Source organism: Burkholderia sp. BCC1988, assembly GCF_905339895.1.
Lineage (GTDB): Bacteria > Pseudomonadota > Gammaproteobacteria > Burkholderiales > Burkholderiaceae > Burkholderia.
Genome location: NZ_CAJPHA010000021.1, coordinates 126107 through 146133, shown reverse-complemented (window position 1 = coordinate 146133; position 20027 = coordinate 126107). Strand labels below are relative to the sequence as shown.

20 protein-coding genes are annotated in these 20027 nt (G+C 64.7%); 8 read left to right on the top strand and 12 right to left on the bottom strand.

Annotation, left to right across the window (positions count from 1 at the left end):
• Positions 1 to 473: 473 nt before the first annotated feature.
• Positions 474 to 1691: an FAD-binding oxidoreductase gene (locus U4012_RS27290; protein ID WP_321802273.1), complete on the top strand. Its 1218-nt coding sequence runs from the start codon at positions 474 to 476 to the stop codon at positions 1689 to 1691.
• A gap of 413 nt (positions 1692 to 2104) precedes the next feature.
• Here the strand turns inward: U4012_RS27290 and U4012_RS27285 are convergent, their stop codons facing one another.
• The 5 genes from U4012_RS27285 to U4012_RS27265 form a co-directional block, all read right to left on the bottom strand.
• Positions 2105 to 3232, bottom strand: a complete 1128-nt coding sequence (locus tag U4012_RS27285; RefSeq protein ID WP_321802272.1) for an aminotransferase class V-fold PLP-dependent enzyme — start codon at positions 3230 to 3232, stop codon at positions 2105 to 2107.
• A gap of 188 nt (positions 3233 to 3420) precedes the next feature.
• Positions 3421 to 4053, bottom strand: coding sequence for a LysE family translocator (locus U4012_RS27280; RefSeq protein WP_321802271.1), 633 nt, complete (start codon positions 4051 to 4053; stop codon positions 3421 to 3423).
• Positions 4054 to 4229: 176 nt separating this feature from the next.
• Entirely contained in the window at positions 4230 to 5591 is a 1362-nt protein-coding gene (locus U4012_RS27275) for an epoxide hydrolase family protein (RefSeq protein ID WP_321802270.1), read from the bottom strand.
• A gap of 209 nt (positions 5592 to 5800) precedes the next feature.
• Entirely contained in the window at positions 5801 to 6793 is a 993-nt protein-coding gene (locus U4012_RS27270) for a carbon-nitrogen hydrolase family protein (protein ID WP_321802286.1), read from the bottom strand.
• Between the two features lie 205 nt (positions 6794 to 6998).
• Entirely contained in the window at positions 6999 to 8036 is a 1038-nt protein-coding gene (locus U4012_RS27265; RefSeq protein ID WP_321802269.1) for a GlxA family transcriptional regulator, read from the bottom strand.
• 104 nt (positions 8037 to 8140) lie between these two features.
• Between U4012_RS27265 and U4012_RS27260 the strand changes: the two genes are divergently transcribed.
• From U4012_RS27260 to U4012_RS27235, 6 genes are all read left to right on the top strand, one after another.
• Positions 8141 to 8686: a tautomerase family protein gene (locus U4012_RS27260; RefSeq protein WP_044847770.1), complete on the top strand. Its 546-nt coding sequence runs from the start codon at positions 8141 to 8143 to the stop codon at positions 8684 to 8686.
• 5 nt (positions 8687 to 8691) lie between these two features.
• Positions 8692 to 9168, top strand: coding sequence for a hypothetical protein (locus tag U4012_RS27255; protein ID WP_124666915.1), 477 nt, complete (start codon positions 8692 to 8694; stop codon positions 9166 to 9168).
• Between the two features lie 43 nt (positions 9169 to 9211).
• A complete protein-coding gene (locus tag U4012_RS27250) occupies positions 9212 to 9550 on the top strand; it encodes a muconolactone Delta-isomerase family protein (protein WP_044847812.1) in 339 nt (112 codons plus the stop codon).
• Between the two features lie 82 nt (positions 9551 to 9632).
• Complete coding sequence (locus U4012_RS27245; RefSeq protein WP_321802268.1) at positions 9633 to 10607, top strand: alpha/beta hydrolase; 975 nt, start codon at positions 9633 to 9635, stop codon at positions 10605 to 10607.
• A gap of 237 nt (positions 10608 to 10844) precedes the next feature.
• Complete coding sequence (locus U4012_RS27240; protein ID WP_321802267.1) at positions 10845 to 12632, top strand: SulP family inorganic anion transporter; 1788 nt, start codon at positions 10845 to 10847, stop codon at positions 12630 to 12632.
• A gap of 25 nt (positions 12633 to 12657) precedes the next feature.
• Entirely contained in the window at positions 12658 to 14184 is a 1527-nt protein-coding gene (locus tag U4012_RS27235) for a CHAD domain-containing protein (RefSeq protein WP_321802285.1), read from the top strand.
• Between the two features lie 37 nt (positions 14185 to 14221).
• Here the strand turns inward: U4012_RS27235 and U4012_RS27230 are convergent, their stop codons facing one another.
• The 7 genes from U4012_RS27230 to U4012_RS27200 all read right to left on the bottom strand — a co-directional run bounded on the left by U4012_RS27230 (position 14222) and on the right by U4012_RS27200 (position 18696).
• The gene (locus tag U4012_RS27230; RefSeq protein WP_044847766.1) at positions 14222 to 14599 is read right to left on the bottom strand and encodes a RidA family protein; all 378 of its coding nucleotides are present in this window, start codon (positions 14597 to 14599) and stop codon (positions 14222 to 14224) included.
• 133 nt (positions 14600 to 14732) lie between these two features.
• Positions 14733 to 15260, bottom strand: coding sequence for a c-type cytochrome (locus U4012_RS27225; protein WP_415750405.1), 528 nt, complete (start codon positions 15258 to 15260; stop codon positions 14733 to 14735).
• Positions 15257 to 15760, bottom strand: coding sequence for a cytochrome c (locus tag U4012_RS27220; RefSeq protein WP_321802265.1), 504 nt, complete (start codon positions 15758 to 15760; stop codon positions 15257 to 15259). The genes U4012_RS27225 and U4012_RS27220 overlap by 4 nt, the downstream gene beginning before the upstream one ends.
• Positions 15757 to 16302 carry a methylamine dehydrogenase light chain gene (locus U4012_RS27215; protein ID WP_044847763.1) on the bottom strand — a complete coding sequence of 182 codons (546 nt, stop codon included), beginning with the start codon at positions 16300 to 16302 and terminating at the stop codon, positions 15757 to 15759. The genes U4012_RS27220 and U4012_RS27215 overlap by 4 nt, the downstream gene beginning before the upstream one ends.
• A 39-nt stretch (positions 16303 to 16341) precedes the next feature.
• Positions 16342 to 16977 carry a methylamine dehydrogenase accessory protein MauD gene (mauD, locus tag U4012_RS27210; RefSeq protein ID WP_321802264.1) on the bottom strand — a complete coding sequence of 212 codons (636 nt, stop codon included), beginning with the start codon at positions 16975 to 16977 and terminating at the stop codon, positions 16342 to 16344.
• On the bottom strand, positions 16974 to 17531 hold the full coding sequence (locus tag U4012_RS27205) for a MauE/DoxX family redox-associated membrane protein (RefSeq protein WP_321802263.1): 558 nt from the start codon (positions 17529 to 17531) through the stop codon (positions 16974 to 16976). The genes mauD and U4012_RS27205 overlap by 4 nt, the downstream gene beginning before the upstream one ends.
• Before the next feature lie 7 nt (positions 17532 to 17538).
• Positions 17539 to 18696 (bottom strand): amine dehydrogenase large subunit, encoded by a 1158-nt coding sequence (locus U4012_RS27200; protein WP_321802262.1) that lies wholly within the window; start codon positions 18694 to 18696, stop codon positions 17539 to 17541.
• 241 nt (positions 18697 to 18937) lie between these two features.
• On the opposite strand from U4012_RS27200, the gene U4012_RS27195 reads away from it, so the two are divergent.
• On the top strand, positions 18938 to 19900 hold the full coding sequence (locus U4012_RS27195; protein WP_321802261.1) for a helix-turn-helix domain-containing protein: 963 nt from the start codon (positions 18938 to 18940) through the stop codon (positions 19898 to 19900).
• Positions 19901 to 20027: the final 127 nt, after the last annotated feature.

The window sequence follows — 20027 nt, the reverse complement described above, 5'->3', positions numbered from 1 at the left end:
GGGGAAATAGTCTGCTCGCTTGCGCGGCAGCAGACGTGCGCTTGTCCGAGAGCGTCTCATATCAGGAGCGGCCGGAGATGGCCGAGAAGCCGCCATTTCGACTTCAGACGCAAAATGTCAGCTGGTGGCCGGCTACCGCCCCACGCGGTCGACTGTCGTCGACCCACTGCCGCCGTTAGATCCCGCACATCCAAAACGGCGGCTTCCGAGGGCACATCGGCCGTTCATTCCGACGAGCCCCAGGGGCACCAGGCCCAACAGATAGGGTCCTGCTCTTCGTAGGCTTCCGCGGAGATGGCGATCGCTTGCCGGCTCATTGCGGTCCTTCCCATCTTCACATGCGACGTCGGGTGTCGACTTCTGTCAGCCATCCGTTAGTTCGCGACCGCCTTCTCCTCTTTTCCGAGGTCTATCATGTGTCAAGCTCCCTTCGCTTGGCAGCTCGATCGGCGTGATAGACAGGAGAAGCATCGATGATCGAATCCGCAGATGTGATCGTCATAGGCTCCGGCGGTCTGGGAGCAGCGACAGCCTTCCACGTAGCAAAGCGAGGCGCTCAGCGGGTCGCGTTGATCGAGCGGCTCGAAATCGGCTCTCAGACCTCACCGCGAGCGGCTGGCATGGTTAGTTGCCTGCGCAAGAGCGACTTGATGATCGACTTGATCAAGTTGGCGGCTGACGGGATCAGGCAATTCTCCGAGGAAACCGGTCAGCCCCTGAATTGGGTGCACTCGGGCAGCCTCAAAGTAGCGCGGCGACCGATGGATGCCGAGGTCATTCAGGATGACATCCTGCGTGGCCGACGCCACGGACTCGACGTGGAGGAAATCTCCGTCGACGCGGCCCACCGGCTCAACCCGTTTCTTCAAACGACGGGAGTTGCTGCGGTGATGCGCATCGGCGACGACATGTACTTCAATCCCGCTCAACTGGCCGTCGGCTTCGCTCGTGCAGCGCAGGCAAACGGGGCAGTCTTACTTCCGAACACTGCGGTGACGCGCGTCCTGATCGAGGACAGCAAGGTGGCCGGGGTCGACACCACGTGCGGCCGCATACGAGCGCCAGTCGTCGTCGACGCAGCCGGCGCCTGGACGCGACAAGTAGCCGAAGCCAGCGGAATTCGCGTTCCTCTTGTTACGACAGCGCAGCAATTGTTCGTCACCGAACCTGTGCCCGACGCCCGAGCCGAATTGCCGATGGTCCGGATTATGGATGCTGCGGTATATATGAGACCTTGTGACGGAGGATTTCTCTGGGGAGTCTATGAGGAAAATCCGAGATTCTTCGACATGAATGGCTTCGACGCCAACTTCGACGTCAAGGATCTGTCGCTCGATGCCGAGATTCTCTGGCACTACGCTCGAGACGTCGAGGACCAGCTTCCGATCCTTTTGAAGGCAGGGATCCGCGAGCATCGTGGCGGGTTGCCAACGATGACGGCCGATGGCCAGCACATCGTCGGCCCGGCGCCCGCCGTTCGGGGGTTTTACTTCGCCAGCGGCTGCAACGTTGCGGGGCTCTCCATCGCCCCGGCACTGGGGGAAATGCTCGCCGCGTGGATCGTCGACGGTGCTCCCCCGATCGATCTTGCGCCTCTGTCGATAGGTAGATTTGGAACGGGCCCATGGTTGGACGACGAGCTGATCAGGCAGGCCGCGTGGCAGTACCGTCATTTCTACGGTGCAAGATGACTAAAGCACCGACTCATTCTTCCACGATTGTTTTCGATCGACGGTCGTCGTTTGCGCCGATCGCGCTCAGTCGACATGCTTTCTCGCGGCGCCTGATCTCAAGACAGAAGACTGCTATTCACCGCAGAAGCGACATTCGAGCGACCTGCGCCGCGTGCTACCGAACGACCGGGTGTAGCCGAACCGAGTCAGCCGACCTGACGCTGCCTGTTTGACCCAGTTCAACCCTTTACACATCGGGTTCGCACGCAAGCGCTCGTAGCCGGCGCGTATCCGCTTCGACTCAGGCCCATCCATTCATCGGCCGATGATCAATCGCGGCGGCATTCGGAAAACGCGGCGCATCCGTGACGCATGATCGGATCGATCTCGTCACGTCATGCGCCGCAATACATGCCTCGATCGGCGACGCGCTACAGCACCCGCTCCAGCGCACTCGCGAACCGCGCAACCGCCGCATCGACGTCATTCAGCTTGTCGAGCCCGAACAGGCCGATCCGGAAAGTCTTGAAATCCGCCGGCTCATCGCATTGCAACGGCACGCCCGCCGCGATCTGCATGCCGACATCGGCGAATTTCTTGCCGGACCGGATATCGTCGTCATCGGTATAACAGACGACGACACCCGGTGCCTCGAAGCCTTCGGCCGCGACGCTCCGGAACCCCTTCCCGGCGAGCAACGCACGAATCCGCGTGCCGAGCTCCAGTTGTTCCGCCCTCACCTTGTCGAAGCCGTACGCGTCCGTTTCCTTGATCACGTCGCGCAGCGTCGCGAGGCTGTCCGTGGGCATCGTCGCGTGATACGCGAACCCGCCGTTTTCGTACGCTTCCATGATCTGCAGCCACTTGCGCAGATCGCACGCAAAACTGGTGCTCGTCGTCGCATCGATGCGCTCACGGGCGAGCGCACCGAGCATCACCAGCGCACACCCGGGCGACGCGCTCCAGCCCTTTTGCGGTGCGCTGATCAGCACGTCGACACCGCTCGCCTCCATGTCGACCCAGATCGTGCCGGACGCGATGCAATCGAGCACGAACATGCCGCCGACCGCATGCACGGCGTCGGCGACCGCACGCAGATACGCATCGGGCAGCATCATCCCCGACGCGGTTTCGACGTGCGGCGCGAACACCAGATCCGGCTTGTGCTCGCGAATCGCCGCAACGACTTCATCGATCGGCGCCGGCGCAAAGGCGGCCTGTCTGCCCGCTTCGACCGGACGCGCCTTCAGCACGATCGACTCGGACGGAATGCTGCCCATGTCGAAAATCTGCGACCAGCGGAAGCTGAACCAGCCGTTGCGGATGACGAGGCACTTCCTGTTCGTCGCGAACTGCCGGGCCACGGCTTCCATGCCGAACGTCCCGCTGCCCGGGACGATTGCGACCGCCTTCGCGTTGTAGACCTTCTTCAGCGCAGCGGAAATGTCGCGCATCACGCCCTGGAAGCGCTGCGACATGTGATTAATCGACCGGTCGGTGTACACGACCGAGTATTCGAGAAGCCCGTCGCGGTCGACATCGGGAAGTAATCCTGGCACGTTCGCCTCCGGTAAAGGACATGGGATGAGCGCGAGCGGTGTTCATGAGCGGATGCCGCTGCGCCGATGCAACGCTGCTTTTCTCTGATAGACGAACGATTCTAACGAAAGCTGTCCGCTCGTTGGAAATTTCGGCGCTTGTCTCATTCACCGCACATCCGGTGTCGTGCGCGCGACGGGTCGACGCGCTATGGACGCGATGCCAGCAACCTGATCCCCGCGACCCCGAATACGACGGCCAGACACCCGTCCAGTGCCTTGTGGGTTCGCATGTAGATCCTTCGAACCGGCTCCATGGAAAACAGCCATGCATAACCGGCGAACACGCCGCACCCAATGGCCGCACAACCCACGACCAGTGCACCTTGCGACGGCCGGGTGCCGCCGGACGACAGCGCAACGATCGAAACCCACACGAGGATCGCCTTCGGATTGGTGAGATGAAGCATCGCACCGCGGCAATAGATGCTGGCCAACGTCGGCGTTCGCGCCGTTTCCGATACGGCGGGCGGCACGCGTCCGAGCGCATTGCGCGCCGACTTGAATGCAAGCCACAAGAGATACAGTCCGCCGAAAATCCTGATCGCGACGATGAACGGGGCATACGCGATCAGCGCAGCCGATACGCCCAGCACGGCCACACTCGCCCACAACATCGAACTCGACAGGACGCCAAGCGAGAACGTCAATGCCGCCTTTCGGCCGTGATTCGCCGCGATGGACATGATGGCGAGATTGCTCGGTCCGGGGCTCGCGGTACCGACGAAATAGATTGCGTAGGCAAACAGCAGGTCTGTCGCGAGGTGGGCATTGGCCGTCATGTTCTGGATTCCGCAACGAAAAGTGGCCGGATGATCGGACACAGGCGGAGCCGGCGAAAGAGGCAATATCGCCATCTTCCGTTGAATTTCGGACAAGCCGGCGAGACCGCATCAATGCACGCTACCGCGCCGATGTCGACGCGCTCCGCCGCAAACGAGGCGGAGCGCTTCGCCCGTCACGCGCGCAACGGTCTCAACCCGGCACGCACTTCATTCGCGAAGATCATCGGTTCTTCCCATGCCGCGAAGTGCCCGCCTGTTGCCGGTTTGTTGAAGTAAATCAGATTGTGATAAGCCCTCTCGGTCCAGCTCCGCGGCGCCTGGTAGTTTTCCCCCGGAAACGCGCTCACCGCCGCCGGCACGCCGACGTCGGCCGCAAGGAAGAAGTTCGCATGCGATTCCCAGTAGAAACGCGCTGCCGAGACGCCCGTGTTCGTCAGCCAGTAAAGCGTGATGTCGTCGAGCACGTCGTCCCGTGTCAGCGCGCCGGCCGAGTGGCCGTTGACCGGGCGACCCTGCACGGCCGCGCTCAGCGCCGCCGCCGGCTGGCCGTAACCGTCTCCGTGGTCGAGCAGCCACGAAGCCAGCGCGACGGGCGAATCGGCGAGTCCGTACAACGTCTGCGGGCGCGTACCCATTTCAATCGCGTAACCGCGCTTCCTCTTGAAATTGGCGCTCAGCTGTTCATATGCGTGCCGCTCCTCGTCCGACAAGCCGGCAGGCGCGGGATCGCCGGCCGTCAGCGACTTCAGAATTTCCGCCGGCACGGACGCCGGGAAATTCACATGAATGCCCATCAGCTCAGGCGGCGCCTGTTTCGCCATGATGTTCGTGACGATGCCGCCGAGGTCCCCGCCCTGCGAAGCAAAGCGCGCGTAGCCGAGCCGTTTCATCAGCGTCACCCATGCGCGCGCCGTGCGCTCCGGCCCCCATCCCGTCGTCGTGGGTCGCGCCGAAAAGCCATAGCCGGGCAGCGACGGAATCACGAGATGGAACGCATCCGACGCCGGCGCGCCGTACGCAGTCGGATCGACGAGCGGCGCGATGATCTTGAACTGCTCGATGATGGAGCCGGGCCAGCCGTGGGTCACGATCAACGGCATCGCATTCTCGTGCTTCGATCGCACATGGATGAAGTGGATGTCGAGGCCATCGATTTCGGTCACGAATTGCGGGTACGCATTCAGCGTCGCTTCGCACTTGCGCCAGTCGTAGTCGCTCGCCCAATACCGCGCGAGCGCCTGAATGGTCGCAAGCTGAATGCCCTGCGACTCGTCGGCCACGGTCTCGCGGTCCGGCCAACGCGTCGCGTTGATGCGGTGCCGCATGTCGGCGAGCTGCGCGTCGGGTACATGCACCTGGAACGGCCGAATCGCCGATCTGTCACCGCGTGCGGGTTCCGCGGTGCCGATTGCCGGGCTGGTCTGCGCGAGCGCCAGGCGGCTCAGCGAGCCGGCCGCCAGTGCGGCGGCCGCGATACCGACAAAGCGTCGGCGCGACAACGACGTCGTCACGTTGCGACCGGCGCCGGCAGTCATGCTTTCGGCGCCCGAGATCAGGAGTGGCCGATCATCAGCAGCGTTCGTTTTCATATCACACACCTTTCAAGGAAAGATTTCGTCACACCTTTATATGCATATGCACATATTGCGATCAAAAAATGTGCGGTCATGCGGCGATCCATACTGCGACTGCCGGCCCCGATCGGCAAGCCGAATGTTCGGCAACGGCCGGGCAAGCCCGCGCATCACGCGGCCGCGGCACGCCAATCGTCCACGCCCGCGTCATATCCGGCCACCGGCTGCGCGACGCGTTCGTGAACATGCGCGGTCGGCGTACGGTCGATCATCAGGCTCAGCAATTCCGAGCGGTTATAGTGACCGGCCGCATCCATCAGCATCTTGCGACGGTCGATCATCGAGAAGTCCAGATCGACGATGACCTCGCCCTCGCCCGATCGAAGCGGCTCGGCCATCAACATGCCGTCGGGCGACACGATCGTCGTGAAGCAGCCGCCCGAGATAGGCCCGATCGCGCAACCGGTGTCCTTCATGATTTGCGCCTGCTGGTCGGCATCCAGCCACGCCGTTGCATTGACGACGAACGCGCCGGACTCGAGCGCATGCTGCCGGATGTTGATCTCCATGCGCTGCGCGAAGCCTTCCCCGAAGGCCGAACCCGGATACATCGCCGAATGAATCTGTTCGCCGTCGGCAATCATCGCGTAGCGCGCGAGCGGATTGTTGTGCTCGAAACACGCGAGCTGCCCGATACGGCCGACGGCGCTGTCGACCGCGCGCAGCCCCGATCCGTCGCCCTGCCCCCAAACCATGCGCTCGAAGTGCGTCGGCGTGATCTTGCGACGGCGCTGGATCAGTTGCCCGTCCGCGTCGAACAGCAATTGCGCGTTGTACAGCGTGCCGCCGTCGCGCTCGTTGACGCCGATGGACACGACCATGCCGGCGCTGCGTGCTGCTTCGCCGATCGCATCGGTCGCGGTGGACGGCACGGTGACGGCCTGTTCCAGCAGCCGAAGATGCTCGGTACCGGACAGCAGTTCGATGCCCGTCTGAACGGCCGCGAAATACGGGTAATAGGGGACGACCGTTTCGGGAAAAGTGGCGAATTGCACACCTTGCCGGCCAAGGTCGTGGATCTTCTCCACGACCTTGGCGACGGTGGCTTCACGACTGTAGAGCACCGGGCTGAACTGGACAGCGGCGGCCTTGACGACTTTCATGACACACTCCTTGGACAATGCGCGGTGCGGCACTCCGCTCGCGACAGGCGCATTGGAGCAGGCGAACGTATCCCGTTCTTGTCGGAAAGTCGGCGATATGTATGCGTACGTATCCGCGTCTGTTGCAGATACTTCGGGATACAAAGAAAGGGGGCGACCGGAGCGGCCCTGACCTGACGCGATCGGTAACGGGACGTCGCGACGCTCAATCGCGCCGATCGCGTGGTTCGGCTTGCACGCTCTTTGCCGCCGCACGCGAGAACTGCACTTGATATTCGCTCGGCGACAACCCCGTCTTGCGCTTGAACAGTTGCCGGAACGTACTGACATCGCTGTAACCGACGCGCTGACTCACGTCCTCGAGCCCGATCGGCCGTGTTTCCAGCAGACGTTTCGCGACTTCGACCCGCAGATTCTGCAGATACGTCAACGGCGCGAGGCCGACCGCTTCCTTGAAGCGACGATTGAGCGTGCGTTCGCTGACGGCCAGCGATGCCGCCAGATCGCCGAGCCGGAATCCTTGCTGCAATGTCGCTTCCATCCGCTGCTGAGCGCGCGCCACGAGCGTGTCGGTATGCCCGTGTTCGTCGAGAAGCGTGGCAAAGGACGCCTGCGACGTCCGGTTCATGTCGATCAACAGCGCCTTCGCGGTCATCGTCGCGAGTTCTCCGCCGGCGCAGGCTTCGACGAGATGCACGGCGAGGTTCAGATAGGACGTGACGGAGCCGCCCGAGATGATCCCGTCTTGCGCGAGCAGCAGTTCGTTCGCGCGGACTTCGACACGCGGATAGCGGCGCGCGAAATCCGCCGCTCTCGCCCAGTGCGTCGTCGCGACGCGGCCATCCAGCAGGCCCGCCTCGGCAAGCAGGTAATTCGCCGTGCAATACGCGGCGAGCATCGCGCCGGCCTTGTGTTGACGCCGCAGTGCGGAAGTCAGTTCGCTCAACTGCTCGCGATGCCCGAGGAACTCGTCGATCCGCGAAAAGAAAGGTGCCGTCAGCAGCACGGCGTCTGCTCGTTTGCGCGGGTCGATCTTGCCGTCGACCGGAATGATCTGACCTGACGCCGCCTTCACCGGTTGCCCGTCGAGCGACTCCACGCGCCATGCGAACAACGGCGCGGACGGCGCGCCCGGTCCCGCCCGGCGCGCATGGAACTGATTTGCAGCGCTGAAGACATCGACCGGGCCCGCGACGCCGGACGCCAGGATTCCGTCATAGACCCAGATGCGGATGATCGCCATTGCGTGTCCGAATTTCCTTGAATAGTGGCGATGCTGCCACTTTCCTGCGCGCACGTAAACCGCGACGATGGCGCCATCCGATCAACCGAAAACAGGAGCATCCCATGCCGATGATCGATGCGATGTGGCCCGACCACGCACTGACGCCCGATGCTGAAGCCCGCCTCGTCAGGGAACTGACCGATATCCTCATCGAAGCAGAAGGGTACGATCCCGCGAGCCCGGTCGTTCAGCGCGTGACCGTATTCCATCTGCACCGGCCGGCCGCGATCTACATCGGCGGCGAACGTACCGATACGGTGCGCTACCGGATCATTCCTTCGGTTCCCGAAGGGCAATACACCGACGAATCGCGCCGCTCGCTCGTCCGACGCGTCACGGAAGCCGTGGCACGCGCGGAAGGCCGGCCGTTCGACGATGTCGCACCGCGCGTCTGGATCTTTCCGACCGAGATACCGGACGGTGCGTGGGGAACGCGCGGCGCGATCTGGACGCTGCCCGATATCCATGCGCTGCTCGCGGGCGAACCGGAGCGCGACGCGGGCACCGAGCGCCTTGCGCGACGGCGCCGTGAAAAGGCACGCGTTGCGCTCGCGGCAGCGCTCGATGCCGCGAACGCAGGTGTCACGCGCAACGCGTGCAAGGAGTAACCGCCATGAAATTCAACGACACGGCCCCGATGATGGCACCCGCCGACGGTCCGCCGCGGTGGCTGGCGCGCCTGGCCGAAAACGCGACGCTGGAAGCCACCGTGCTGAAGCGCCCGATCGACGGGCGAGCCGACATTCTCTCGGTGATCAAGCACGCGGTCTCGCTCTACGAGTTCCAGCAGCATGCTTACAAAGGCATGATCGGCAACGATCTTTATCTGGAATCCTATCGTTCACGCATCAATGGCGTGCCGATCGAGACGGTGGTCGTCGCCCATATGAACGAGCAAGGCGATACGGATTCCGTCGTCATCAATCATCGACCGCTCGATGCCGCACTACTGTTCTCGCAATTGATGCGCGAGCGCGTGGACGAGCGCTTTCGCGCGTGTTATCTGTCGGAACGGGAAGCCGCCGCGCTCAATGCGGCTGCCGTCCCGCCACCGGGCCCGGGGCCGCAGGATGAAACGCCTTCTTCTTGATTTGACGGCAGCATGCTTGCTGCTCGCTTTGGCAGGAGTCTCCATGGCACATTCCGCTGCGTTGCCGACCACGCCCACCACGAAGATACTGGCGATCGGTACGTTTCCTCCCGGCACGGACATGCAGCACGTCCAGACCATTCTTCCGACCGAAGTCCGCGAGACGACACAGCTGTATCTCGCGGGCAAGATCGATCAGTGGTATTCCCTGCAGGACCGGCCCGGGGTCGCGTTCGTCCTGAACGTGACGGACACGGGTGAAGCGCATGAAATGCTGGAACGACTCCCGTTGGGGAAGGCGCACCTCATGACGTTCACGCTGCTCCCGATCGGCCCGCTCAAGCCATTGAGCAAGCTCTTGAATCCTCCGGCGGCTCAGTAGAACCCCCTGCACCCCGCCACCTTTCGAAACAGCGAAGCGCACCGTGTGCCGCGCGATGTCGCACCGAACGAGATCCTCGATCATGACTCGACCCGTAACGAAAACACCCGCCTCTCCCGCCGCCGCTGCGAGTTCTTCAACGTGCCCGACCGTGCCGGCGCCGTCGTCGCCGGAACCCACGGTCGACGTCGGCGACGTGCAGGTCAATGCCGACATCACGCTGCGCCGCATGGTCTATCGCCCCGCACGATCGAAGGGCATCGTGCTGTTCCTGCACGGCTTCCCCGAGACAATGTATGCATGGAAGCCGATTGCCGAATCACTGTCCAGCGACTACGAGGTCCATGCGTTCGACTGGCCAGGCTACGGGCAATCGTCGCGTCCGCGCGCAGATCGCTTTTCGTACGCGCCGAGCGACTATGCCCGTGTGCTGAGAGACTACATCCGTACGTCGGGCATCGATGGTTCGAGACTGTTGATTTATGCGACGGATATCGGTGCGCTTCCGGCGCTGCTGGCAGCGTTGGAACAACCGGATATCGCGCGGGAAATCATCGTTGGCGACTTTGCCCCGTTCAACCGGCCGCAATATATGTACGAAAGCCTGCAAGGCCTGAAGTCGAAGCCTTCATCGGATATCGTGCGCGCCGCCATGAACAGGAATCGCGACGAAATCCTCGCAAACACGTTCTTCCGGGGCATGGAGGATGCGGAGCGCTACACGTTGCCCGAGGAATTCATGGACGACGTGGCGAAGGGATGGGACGGTGACTTGACCGCGGCCGACGCCTTTTTCCACTACTACGCAAGCTTCACCCGGGACCAGGACTACTTCGAAGCCAATATGGCAAAGCTGAAAGTCCCCGTGAAGGTCGTGTGGGGCGGGAAGGACATCTATATCAAGAAGGAAATGGGCATCGAGTACGCGGACCGAAACGGGGTGAACATTTCGATTCTTCCGGAACTGGGCCACTTTCCGCATCTGCAAGCGCCGGCCCGGACGGCGAACGAAGTTCGGGCTTCGTTCGGCGAGGCGAGCGATCGCGCGACCGAGTAGCGGACAACGGCGGGACGATGCCTCTCCCGCCGGCGATTCACCCGCACCGCCGATCACTTCGGCCATCGCCAGCCTGGATCGGGCAAGTGTTCGGCGAAGTAGCCGGACTGTCAGGCCGGCGCGCCGAAACGCAACATCGTGAAACCGGGCTTGCGCTCCGAGGGCACGGGAACATAATCTTTAACGATACCGGCGGACGTAACGAACGATTCCGCCCGGGTTCCCTGACGTCCTGCGATGAACATCAAAAGCCGTGCCCGCCAGCACACGGCCCGCCCGCCCCGCAAGCCCGATGCCGGCCTGCTGCAGTGGATCAACGGACTCGCCGCGGCGCGCACGTATCGATTGCATTGGCTGCCGCACGATCTGCTTGCCGGCGTCACGCTCAGTGCCGTGCTCGTGCCCGCCGGCATGGCGTACGCGAACGCAGCCGGCCTGCCCGCCGTCAACGGGCTTTATGCGTCGCTTGCCGCGATGCTCGCGTATGCGCTCTTCGGCCCCAGCCGCATCCTCGTGCTCGGCCCCGACTCCGCGCTGGTCGCACTGATCGCCGCAAGCATCACGCCGCTTGCTCACGGCGATGCCGCGCATGCGCTGGCCCTTGCCGGCGCGCTCGCGATACTCGCAGGCGCGATCTGCATCGCGGTCGGGGTGCTCAGGCTCGGATTCGTCACCGAGCTGCTGTCGCTGCCCATCCGGTACGGTTTTCTGAACGGCATCATGCTGACGATCAGCATCGGACAATTGCCCAAGCTCCTCGGCTACAAGGGCCACGGCGAATCGTTCATCGAGCAGGTGCGCGACGTGGCCGCCGGCATCGCGGCATCGAAGGTGAACGCAACGTCGTTCGCACTCGGCGTCGCCGCGCTCGCGCTGATACTCGTGTGCAAACGGCTCTGGCCCAGGTTGCCGGGTGTACTGCTCGCCGTGGCGGGCGCGACCGCAGTGGTAATGTGGTTCGATCTGTCGACGCGCGCCGGCGTTGCAACCGTCGGTGCGGTCCCGCAAGGCCTGCCGGTGCCGCGCATCCCCGACGTGAGCCTCGACGGCTGGCTGCATCTCGCGGGAAGCGCAGCGGCGATCGCGCTCGTTTCGTTCACGGATATCAGCGTGCTGTCCCGCACCTACGAACTGCGCAACGACACCAGCGTGGACCGGAATCACGAATGCATCGCGCTCGGGCTGTCGAACCTCGCCGCCGGCCTGATGCAAGGGTTCGCGGTGAGCGCGAGCGGCTCACGCACGCCCGTCGCGGAAGCCGCGGGCGCGAAGACGCAGGCAACGGGCGTGGTGGCTGCCGCCGTCGTTGCCGCACTGCTGCTGTTCGCGCCGCGCGCGCTTGCGCACACGCCACAATCCGTGCTGGCCGCCGTCGTGATCGCGGCATGCGTGAACATGATCGAGGTGCGCGGCGTCGTGCGGCTTTATCGGCTCCGCAAAAGCGAGTTCGTGGAGGCGGTGGCATGTTTCGTCGGCGTTGCAGCCGTCGGGGTCGTGAACGGCATTGCGTTGGCGCTGCTGCTCACCGTGCTGTCGTTTCTATGGCGCGCGTGGCGGCCTTACGACGCCGTGCTCGGGCGGGTCGACGGCATGAAGGGCTATCACGACGTGTCGCGCCATCCGGACGCGCGGCGCGTGCCCGGGCTCGTGCTGCTGCGCTGGGATGCGCCGCTCTTTTTCGCGAATGGCGAAATCTTTCGGGAACGCGTGTTGCGCGCCGTCGATGAATCGCCGGAGCCGGCACGCTGGATCGTCATCGCGGCGGAGCCCGTGACCGACATCGACCTCACGGCTGCCGATGTGCTCGAACGGCTGCATCTTGAACTTGCCGCGCGGCAGGTCAAGCTGGTCTTCGCGGAGCTGAAAGGCCCCGTCAAGGACAGCCTCAGGCATTACGGCATGTACAGCATGTTCGGCGACGACAACTTCTTTCCGACGATCGGCGCAGCGGTAAGCCGTTATGTGGACATGCATCGAATCGAGTGGCACGACTGGGAAGACTCCCGGGGATCGGCGGGGGACTGATGGTCGGCAACATATCGGAGGCGGTATGGAACGAGAGCTGAAGCTGCGGGTTTCCGCGAAGAACCTCGACAAGTTGCGCCACGCGCCGTTGCTTGCGCAGTCCAACGGCGCCGGCGCGACTCAACAGCTGACGAGCACGTACTTCGACACTGCCACGCTCGCATTTCACCGGTGCGCGGCTTCCCTGCGGGTGCGTGCGGCCGGCAACCACAGAGTCCAGACGTTGAAACTGGAAGGATCGGCCCGGGCCGGCCTGTTCGAGCGGGACGAATTCGAGACGCCCGTCGACGGCGACGTCCCCGATCTGACACGGCTGCGGGACACGCTCCCCGACGACACCGAGTGCGGCCGCCTGGTTCGCGACCAGGCCACGGCACCGGATCTTCAGCCCGTGTTCGTCACGCGGATCAAGCGGCGGGTTCTACCGCTGCGCCTGCCTTCCGGCGATGAAGTCGAGGTCGCGCTCGACAAGGGGACGGTCGACGCGGATTCGAAGTCGGTCCCGATCGCCGCGATCGAACTGGAACTGAAACGCGGCCGCCCCGAAAACCTGTACGGCATCGCACTGGAATTGCTCGACATCGCGCCATTGCGCATCGATCACGAGAGCAAGGCCGATCTCGGGTACGGGCTGCTCGTCGCCGAGCACCAGCCGGCCGTCAAGGCGCAACCGGTGCAGCTGAAGAAGCGCGATTCGATCGAAGACGCGTTCTGCCGGATCGTGCGCAACTGCCTGGACCAGATCCGCGCCAACGAACGCGGTGTCGAGTCCGGTCATGATCCGTCGAGCGTGCATCAGATGCGGGTGGGGCTGCGTCGCCTGCGTTCGGCGCTCGACCTGTTCGCGAAAGTGATTCCCGCGTATCCCGGCCTTGACGACGAACTGCGCTGGATCGCCGGCGAGCTCGGCGCCGCGCGCGACTGGGAAGTGCTTGCCGGAGCGACGCTCGACCATGCCGGCACGAACGGCAATCCGGACGAGATCCGTTCAGTGCGGAACGCCTGCAAGCGCATTGCCGCCGTCAATCGCCAACGCGCGGCTTCCGCAGTCGGATCGGTTCGCTACACGCGGCTCGCGTTACAGCTCGCGTCATGGGTGAACCGAAAGGGCTGGCGGGACGGGATGCCTGACGAACGGCGCGATGCCATCATGCAGCCGGCGAGTCCGTTTGCTCACGAGGTTCTGCGTCGCCGGCACCGGAAACTGATCAAACGCGGCAAGAGGCTGGCCGATCTCGACGATCACCGGCGTCACCGTGCGCGCATCGCGGCGAAGAAGGTCCGGTACGCCACCGAATTCTTCGCGTCGCTGTGCCGCAAGCAAGCCGTCCGAACGTACATCGACGCGCTGTCCGAACTTCAGGATGATCTGGGCTGGCGTAACGATGCCGTGGTCGCGGAGCAGTTTCTGAAGGCGCTGCCTCGCACGTCACCCGACGCCGCGCCGGGCGCGGGCTTTGCTCGCGGCTTTCTGGCCGCGCGTGCCGCAGCCGATCATCAGAAGTTGAAGCAGCTGTGGAGCCGCTTCAAACGGCTGTCGCCGCCGCACTGAAGCGGCACGCGGCCGCATCGACGTGGCGCGATGGCACTCAGGGCTTGCACGCGATCGCCTCGATCTCGATCCTGGTGCCGACCATGTTCGTCGCCTGCAACGTCGAGCGTGACGGCTTGTTCTCGGGGAAGAACTCCGCATAGACGCGATTGAATTCGGCGAAGTCGCGCGCGTCTTCGAGCCAGACGGTGGTTTTCACGACGTCGCCGAGCGTGCATCCTGCCAGCGCGAGTACGTGTGCGACGTTCTTCAACGTCTGACGCGTCTGCGCTTCGATCCCGCCGGCGACGATGCTGCCGTCTTCGTTTCTCGCCACCTGACCGGATACGAATACCAGATCGCCGGCTTTGGTCGCCAACGATCGAGGCAGGTTTCGCGTGACGGGGTTGCTTTCTGCGAAGTATTCGATTGCCATTTGAACCTCCGTTCGATCCGCCTGGCGCCTGCGCCGGCCAATGACGAAGAGCGTAGCGCGGAACCCGCGCGCTGCCAATCCGGTGTTCGCGACCGAAGCGCCGCGACATGCTGCGTCGCCTCGTCGTCGCCAATCAGTAGCGCTCGGACACACCGTCGATCCCGCGCTCGTGCAATTCGCGCACGAGCCTCGCACGCACCGTCGCGACATCGGAAAACGCAGGCCGTCGACGCGCGGCGATTTCGTCAGCCGTATAAGGCTTGAAATCGCGCGGCAGCGCATCGCGATTCATCGTCGTGAGCACCCAGTTCAGTACGTCGGCGAGATCCCGGTCCGACAGCGCCGAGTTCGACGCGCCGGGCACGCGCATCACGTATTCGCGCCCGGCCGGCAGATGCGTGAAATAGCCGAGCGAGTTCGCGAGCGGCGGCACCTTGCCCGGAATGCCGCCGCCCGTCGCGGTGTGGCAGCCCATGCAGTTGAGGACCCAGTTCTGCCGCGCGAGCGTCGCGTCGGCCGCGCCGTCGGCATGCGCGGGAGCTGCAATCGCACATGTCGCGACAGCAACCACCAGCGCCGAAGACAGACGGCGTGTCACGAACGAGCCGATCCGCAACGCCGCCGTACGCCCGCCACGACGCCGAATGCCGGCCGCATTCACAGCCCCAGCCCCTTCGTCACGGTCGCCCGTTGCGCGTGAACGGCCGTGCCGTCCATCTCCTTCGCCCGCGCCGCGCGAATGTCGGCTGCCGTGAACGGCTTCGCGTCGCCGTGCCGGTCGTTGAGATCGAACACGACGTAGTTGAGCACGTTCGCGATGTCGTCGTCGCTCGCGCTCGCGAACGACGGCATCTTGAAGTTGTAGCGCTTGTCGTGCACCTCGATCTCGCCGAACATCCCGTGCAACAGCGTCGCGACGAGTTGCGCGCGGCCCGCGTCGGCCGTCGCGTACTTGCCCGGATACTCGGTCAGCGGCGGCGCGAGGCCGTCCTGCCCCTTGCCGCCCGCCTGGTGGCACACCGCGCACTGCGCGTCGAACAGGCTCTTGCCCGCCGGGTAATGAACGGCCTGCTGCGCACCGGCCTCGCCCGGCAGCATCAGAAACCCGGCGGCAGCCGCCACGCACGCGGCCACGATCTTTCCAGCTTGCTTCACTTTCATTGCTTTGCCGCTCCCAGCAGGACCGAAACCGAACAGTGGTAATTCGAATTACCGTTCGCCATGCACCAGTTGATGTCGTTGTTCAGCGACAGCTTGTACAGCGGTTTCTCGCGCTCGTTGCGGTTGCAGAAGCACTTGCCGCACGACGTCTTTCCGCAGCAGTCGTTGTACGACACGATGTAGTCCGAACCGTCGTGCGGATTGCGGCAGGTGCCGATCCACGTGATCGGCGACGGTGTGGTTCCCGGCGGGCAACTGCTCGACGTCCCGCCGCAGCAGCTGCACAGCCAGCCGTCGATCGCGCAGTATTTCCAGTAGTCGCAGCTCATCGGATCGTCGCTCGCGCCCGATGCGGCGGCACCGGACGCCGCCGATGCACCCGAGGCCGCGTCGGCCGCGTACGCGGTGCGGTCGACGGGCAGCAGCGGCAGCATCGCCGATCCCACCAGCACCTTGCCGAGCTTCGCCATCGCGCTGCGCCGCGAACTATGCTGCGCGACGCCGCGCGCCGACCGTTCGAACCATGAATCAAACAGGCCCATTCCGTTGTTCTCCGTTGACGTTGAAGGAAGGTCGGCCGATCACGCGTGCTGCGAGTGCTCTTGATGGCCGTCGTGGTCGTGATCGCCGTGCACGAACTGCTGCAGCGATGCGACGCCACGCTCTTTCGCTTCGAACAGGCTCTCGAGATGCTCGCGCGTATTGACGAGCCCCTTCGCCCGCACGGTGCCGGTGTCGTCGAGCAGCACCGCATACGGCAGCTTGCCGATCTGGTACGCGAGGCCGAGCTCCTGCGACAGCACGTACGGGAAGCGCGCGAGGTCGTGCTTCTGCGCGAAGCGCGCGTGTTCGTCGGGATCGCCGTCGCTCGCGAGCACGATGTTCACCGGCGTCGACTCGCTCGCCTGCAGCGACGGCAACAGTGGCAGCAGCTTCTTGCAGACCGGGCACGTCGGCGACAGGAAGAACAGCAGCGTCGCCTTGCCCGCTGCGTCGATGCCGCCGACCTTCACCTGCGAGCCGCGAATGTCGGTCAGCTCGAAGGCGGGCGCGATCGCACCGACCGCCGGCCCCTTGTCGATCATCAGTGCGCCGGCCGGCATGATGCGTTCGTACAGGATGCCGATCTGGCGCACGAGCGCGAGGCAGATCGCGCCGAGCGCGAGCACGGCGACCCACAGCAAGGCGGTGGAAACGGTGAGAGCGGTTTGCATCATGAATTCCTCAGGTGGGAAAGGCGCGGTACGTTGGCGAGCAGCACGTCGACGGTGAGCAGCGCGCAGACGATCAGCAGCACGGAAGAGAACAGCGTCAGGTAGTCGAACCACACGACCGCACGGCTGCCCGGCTCGACGAGCGCGGTCGCGGCCAGCACGACGAGCAGCAGCACGCGCGCGACATGCAGCCAGCCGATGCCGCGCGGCGCATCCGTGCGCGCGGCCGCAGCAAAACCGGAACAGCCGCAGTCGATGTCGGTGTGGCCGCGCAGGATGTTGATCGTCATGCCGGCCGCGAAGACAAGCAGCAATGCGATCAGGCCGAGCGCGCCGGCCGTGCGCGTATCGGGAAACAGCAGCGCCGCCGCGCAGACCGCTTCGGCGAGCGGAATCGCGAACGCGGCGGGCGCGGTGAGCGCATCGGGCAGCAGGCGATAGCCGGCGAGCGCCTGGCGGAACGCGGCCGGCCGGCGCATCTTCGCGAAGGCGCCGAGCAGCACGACGACGGCCGCGCCGGCCTGCGCGCTGGTGGCGAGTACGGGATCGAGCGTCATCGCGGCCTCACGGGTTCACGAGCAGCGTCGGCGTACTGCCGATCTGCTTCTCGACGTGCTGCAGCTTGCCGCTGTGCGCGTCCATCACGACGAGATCGGACGTGCCCGTCAGCCCGTAGAACAGCGGCTTGTCATCCTCGCTGACCTGGATCGACACGAGCGGATCGACCTTCTGCTGCGCGAGATCCCAGCGCGCGACGCGCTGTTTCGTCTTCAGGTCGTAGATCCACACCTGCGTGCCGGGATCCTTGTGCGTGCCGTCGCCACCCTTGTGCATCAGCACGTAATAACGGTTCTGCCTGACCTGCACGGCCGTCTGCTGCATGCCGCCCGGGCGCCAGCCTTCGGCGCGCTCGGCATCGGTCAGCAACGACCACGACTTGCCGAACGCGGGCCTGGCGCCGCCGAAATCGGCGCTGCGCACGTTGCCGTGATACGTCGTGAACAGGTAGCCGCCCTGGTAGCGCGACGCGTTGATGAAGGCCGGATCGTTGTCGACGTCGATGAATGCATCGGACATCGTGCGCTTCACCTCCTTGCCGTTCGCGTCGAGCGTGACCGTGAGCGCCTTGCCGCTTTCGCACAGCGCGGTGAAGCGGTCGTTCCCCGACGGATACGCGAGCACGCATGCCGCGGTGTCGATCTCGGACAGCACCTGCTTCGACACCGCGTCGATCACCGTCACCGACGCGGCCGGCGTGATGTTCGCGACGTACAGCCGCTTGCCGTCCGCGCTGAACGCGGTGTTGTACGGCGACGGCACGTGCTGCCCGTGCTTCGCCGGAATCACGATCTCTCCGGTGTGATCGAGCGTCGTGTTGTCGGTCATCTCGACGACGTCGGTGCGCGTGCCGTGCGAGCCGCGCGAGAAATAGGTCGTCGCGATGAAGCTCGTCTTGTGGTCGGGCGAAATCGCGAGGCCGGGCGCGAAGCCGCCGTCGATCTGGCCGAGCAGCTTCTTCGCGTCGGCGTCGTACACGAAGATGCGCCCGTCGGTCATCGTCGGCATCGCGATGTCCACGACGTACACCGCGTGCGGATGCCACGGCGGCATCTTCTGCACGACCAGTTCCTCGGGCTTTTCCGTCGCGTCCGCGCTGCCGGCCCACGCCGCCGCGAACGCCAGCGTCGCCGCGAAAGCCGCGGTGCGTCGCCTTGTTCTCATGTCGCCTCCAGTTGGGATTCAGGTAATGTGGGGCGACTGTAGTTCGACAATAAATCGGTTCAGCACCCGGACCGGCAACGCGTGCGTGCCGATTCGGGATATTGGAAAACCGCCTGAAAGGCACCTGCGGCGCGCCACATCCGACCCCGCCGAAACCCCTGCCGGAATAGCGCTCATCCGTATTGCACCGACCGCCCGGTCGGTTTAATCTTGCGCGGTCCGAACGACCGCCGGAGGCGCCGTGCTCGTGTTTCACCAGATGTTCGACGACGCAGACCGGCATGCCGAGGCGCTGCGCGGCTGGGATCAGCGCTACGACCAGATCGGCTGCGGCTCGTATCGCAGCACGGTCAAGCACGTGGAGCTCGACGGCGTGCAATTGTTCCAGGAAGCGGCGAACGTGCGCGTCATCCAGCGCGGGCGCCTGCCGGCCGGCCATACGGTATTCGGAATGCCGCTCACCGGCTCGGGCACCTTCGCCTTCGGCGATGCGCGCATCGAGCACGGCACGATCGTGATGGCGCGCGGCGGCTCGCCGTTCGAACTGCATTCACCCGACGACATGTCGCTGATCGGCGTGGTCGTCGACGCCGAGCTGATGCAGCAGATCGAGGATGCCGCCGACGTCCGGGTCGACGAGCGCGCGCTGCGGCGCGGCGTCGTCGACGTGCCGGTCGCCGCACGCGAACGCGCGAGCCTGCAGTTCGCGACACTGCTCGAACGGGTGCTGTCGGCACCCGCTACGTTCGACGCGGCGCATGCGCAGTCCGAGTTGCGCGGCGAGGTCGCCAACGTGCTCGTCGATCTCCTGACCTACCGGATGCCCGAGCCGCCACACCGCCTCACGCATGCGTGCCACGCCGACATCGTGCGGCGCGTGCACGACTACGTGATCGAGCACCCGGAAGCGCCCGTCGACATCCTGAGCCTGTGTACGCAGCTGCGCGTGAGCCGGCGCACGATGCAGAACAGCTTCCAGTCGGTCGTGCAGACCGGTCCGCTGAACTACACGCGCTCGCTGCGTCTCGCGCAGGTGCGACGCCTGCTGCTCGACACGCGGCAGTCGGACCTGCCGATCAGCGAGGCGGCCGCGCGCTGGGGCTTCATCCATCTCGGGCATTTCGCGAACGCGTACAGGGCCCAGTTCGGCGAACTGCCTTCGACGACGGCGCGCCGGACGGTGCGCGGCGCAAAAACGCGCTGAGTGCCGGCAAAACCCGCCATAATTCGTTGCTGAACGTTCGGCTCCCGCGCGCCGGGCGCTGTGCGCGCGGGCCTGCCCGCTCGCCGCGGCGCGCCGTCCGTGACGACCACCCGCTTCCACCCCACGC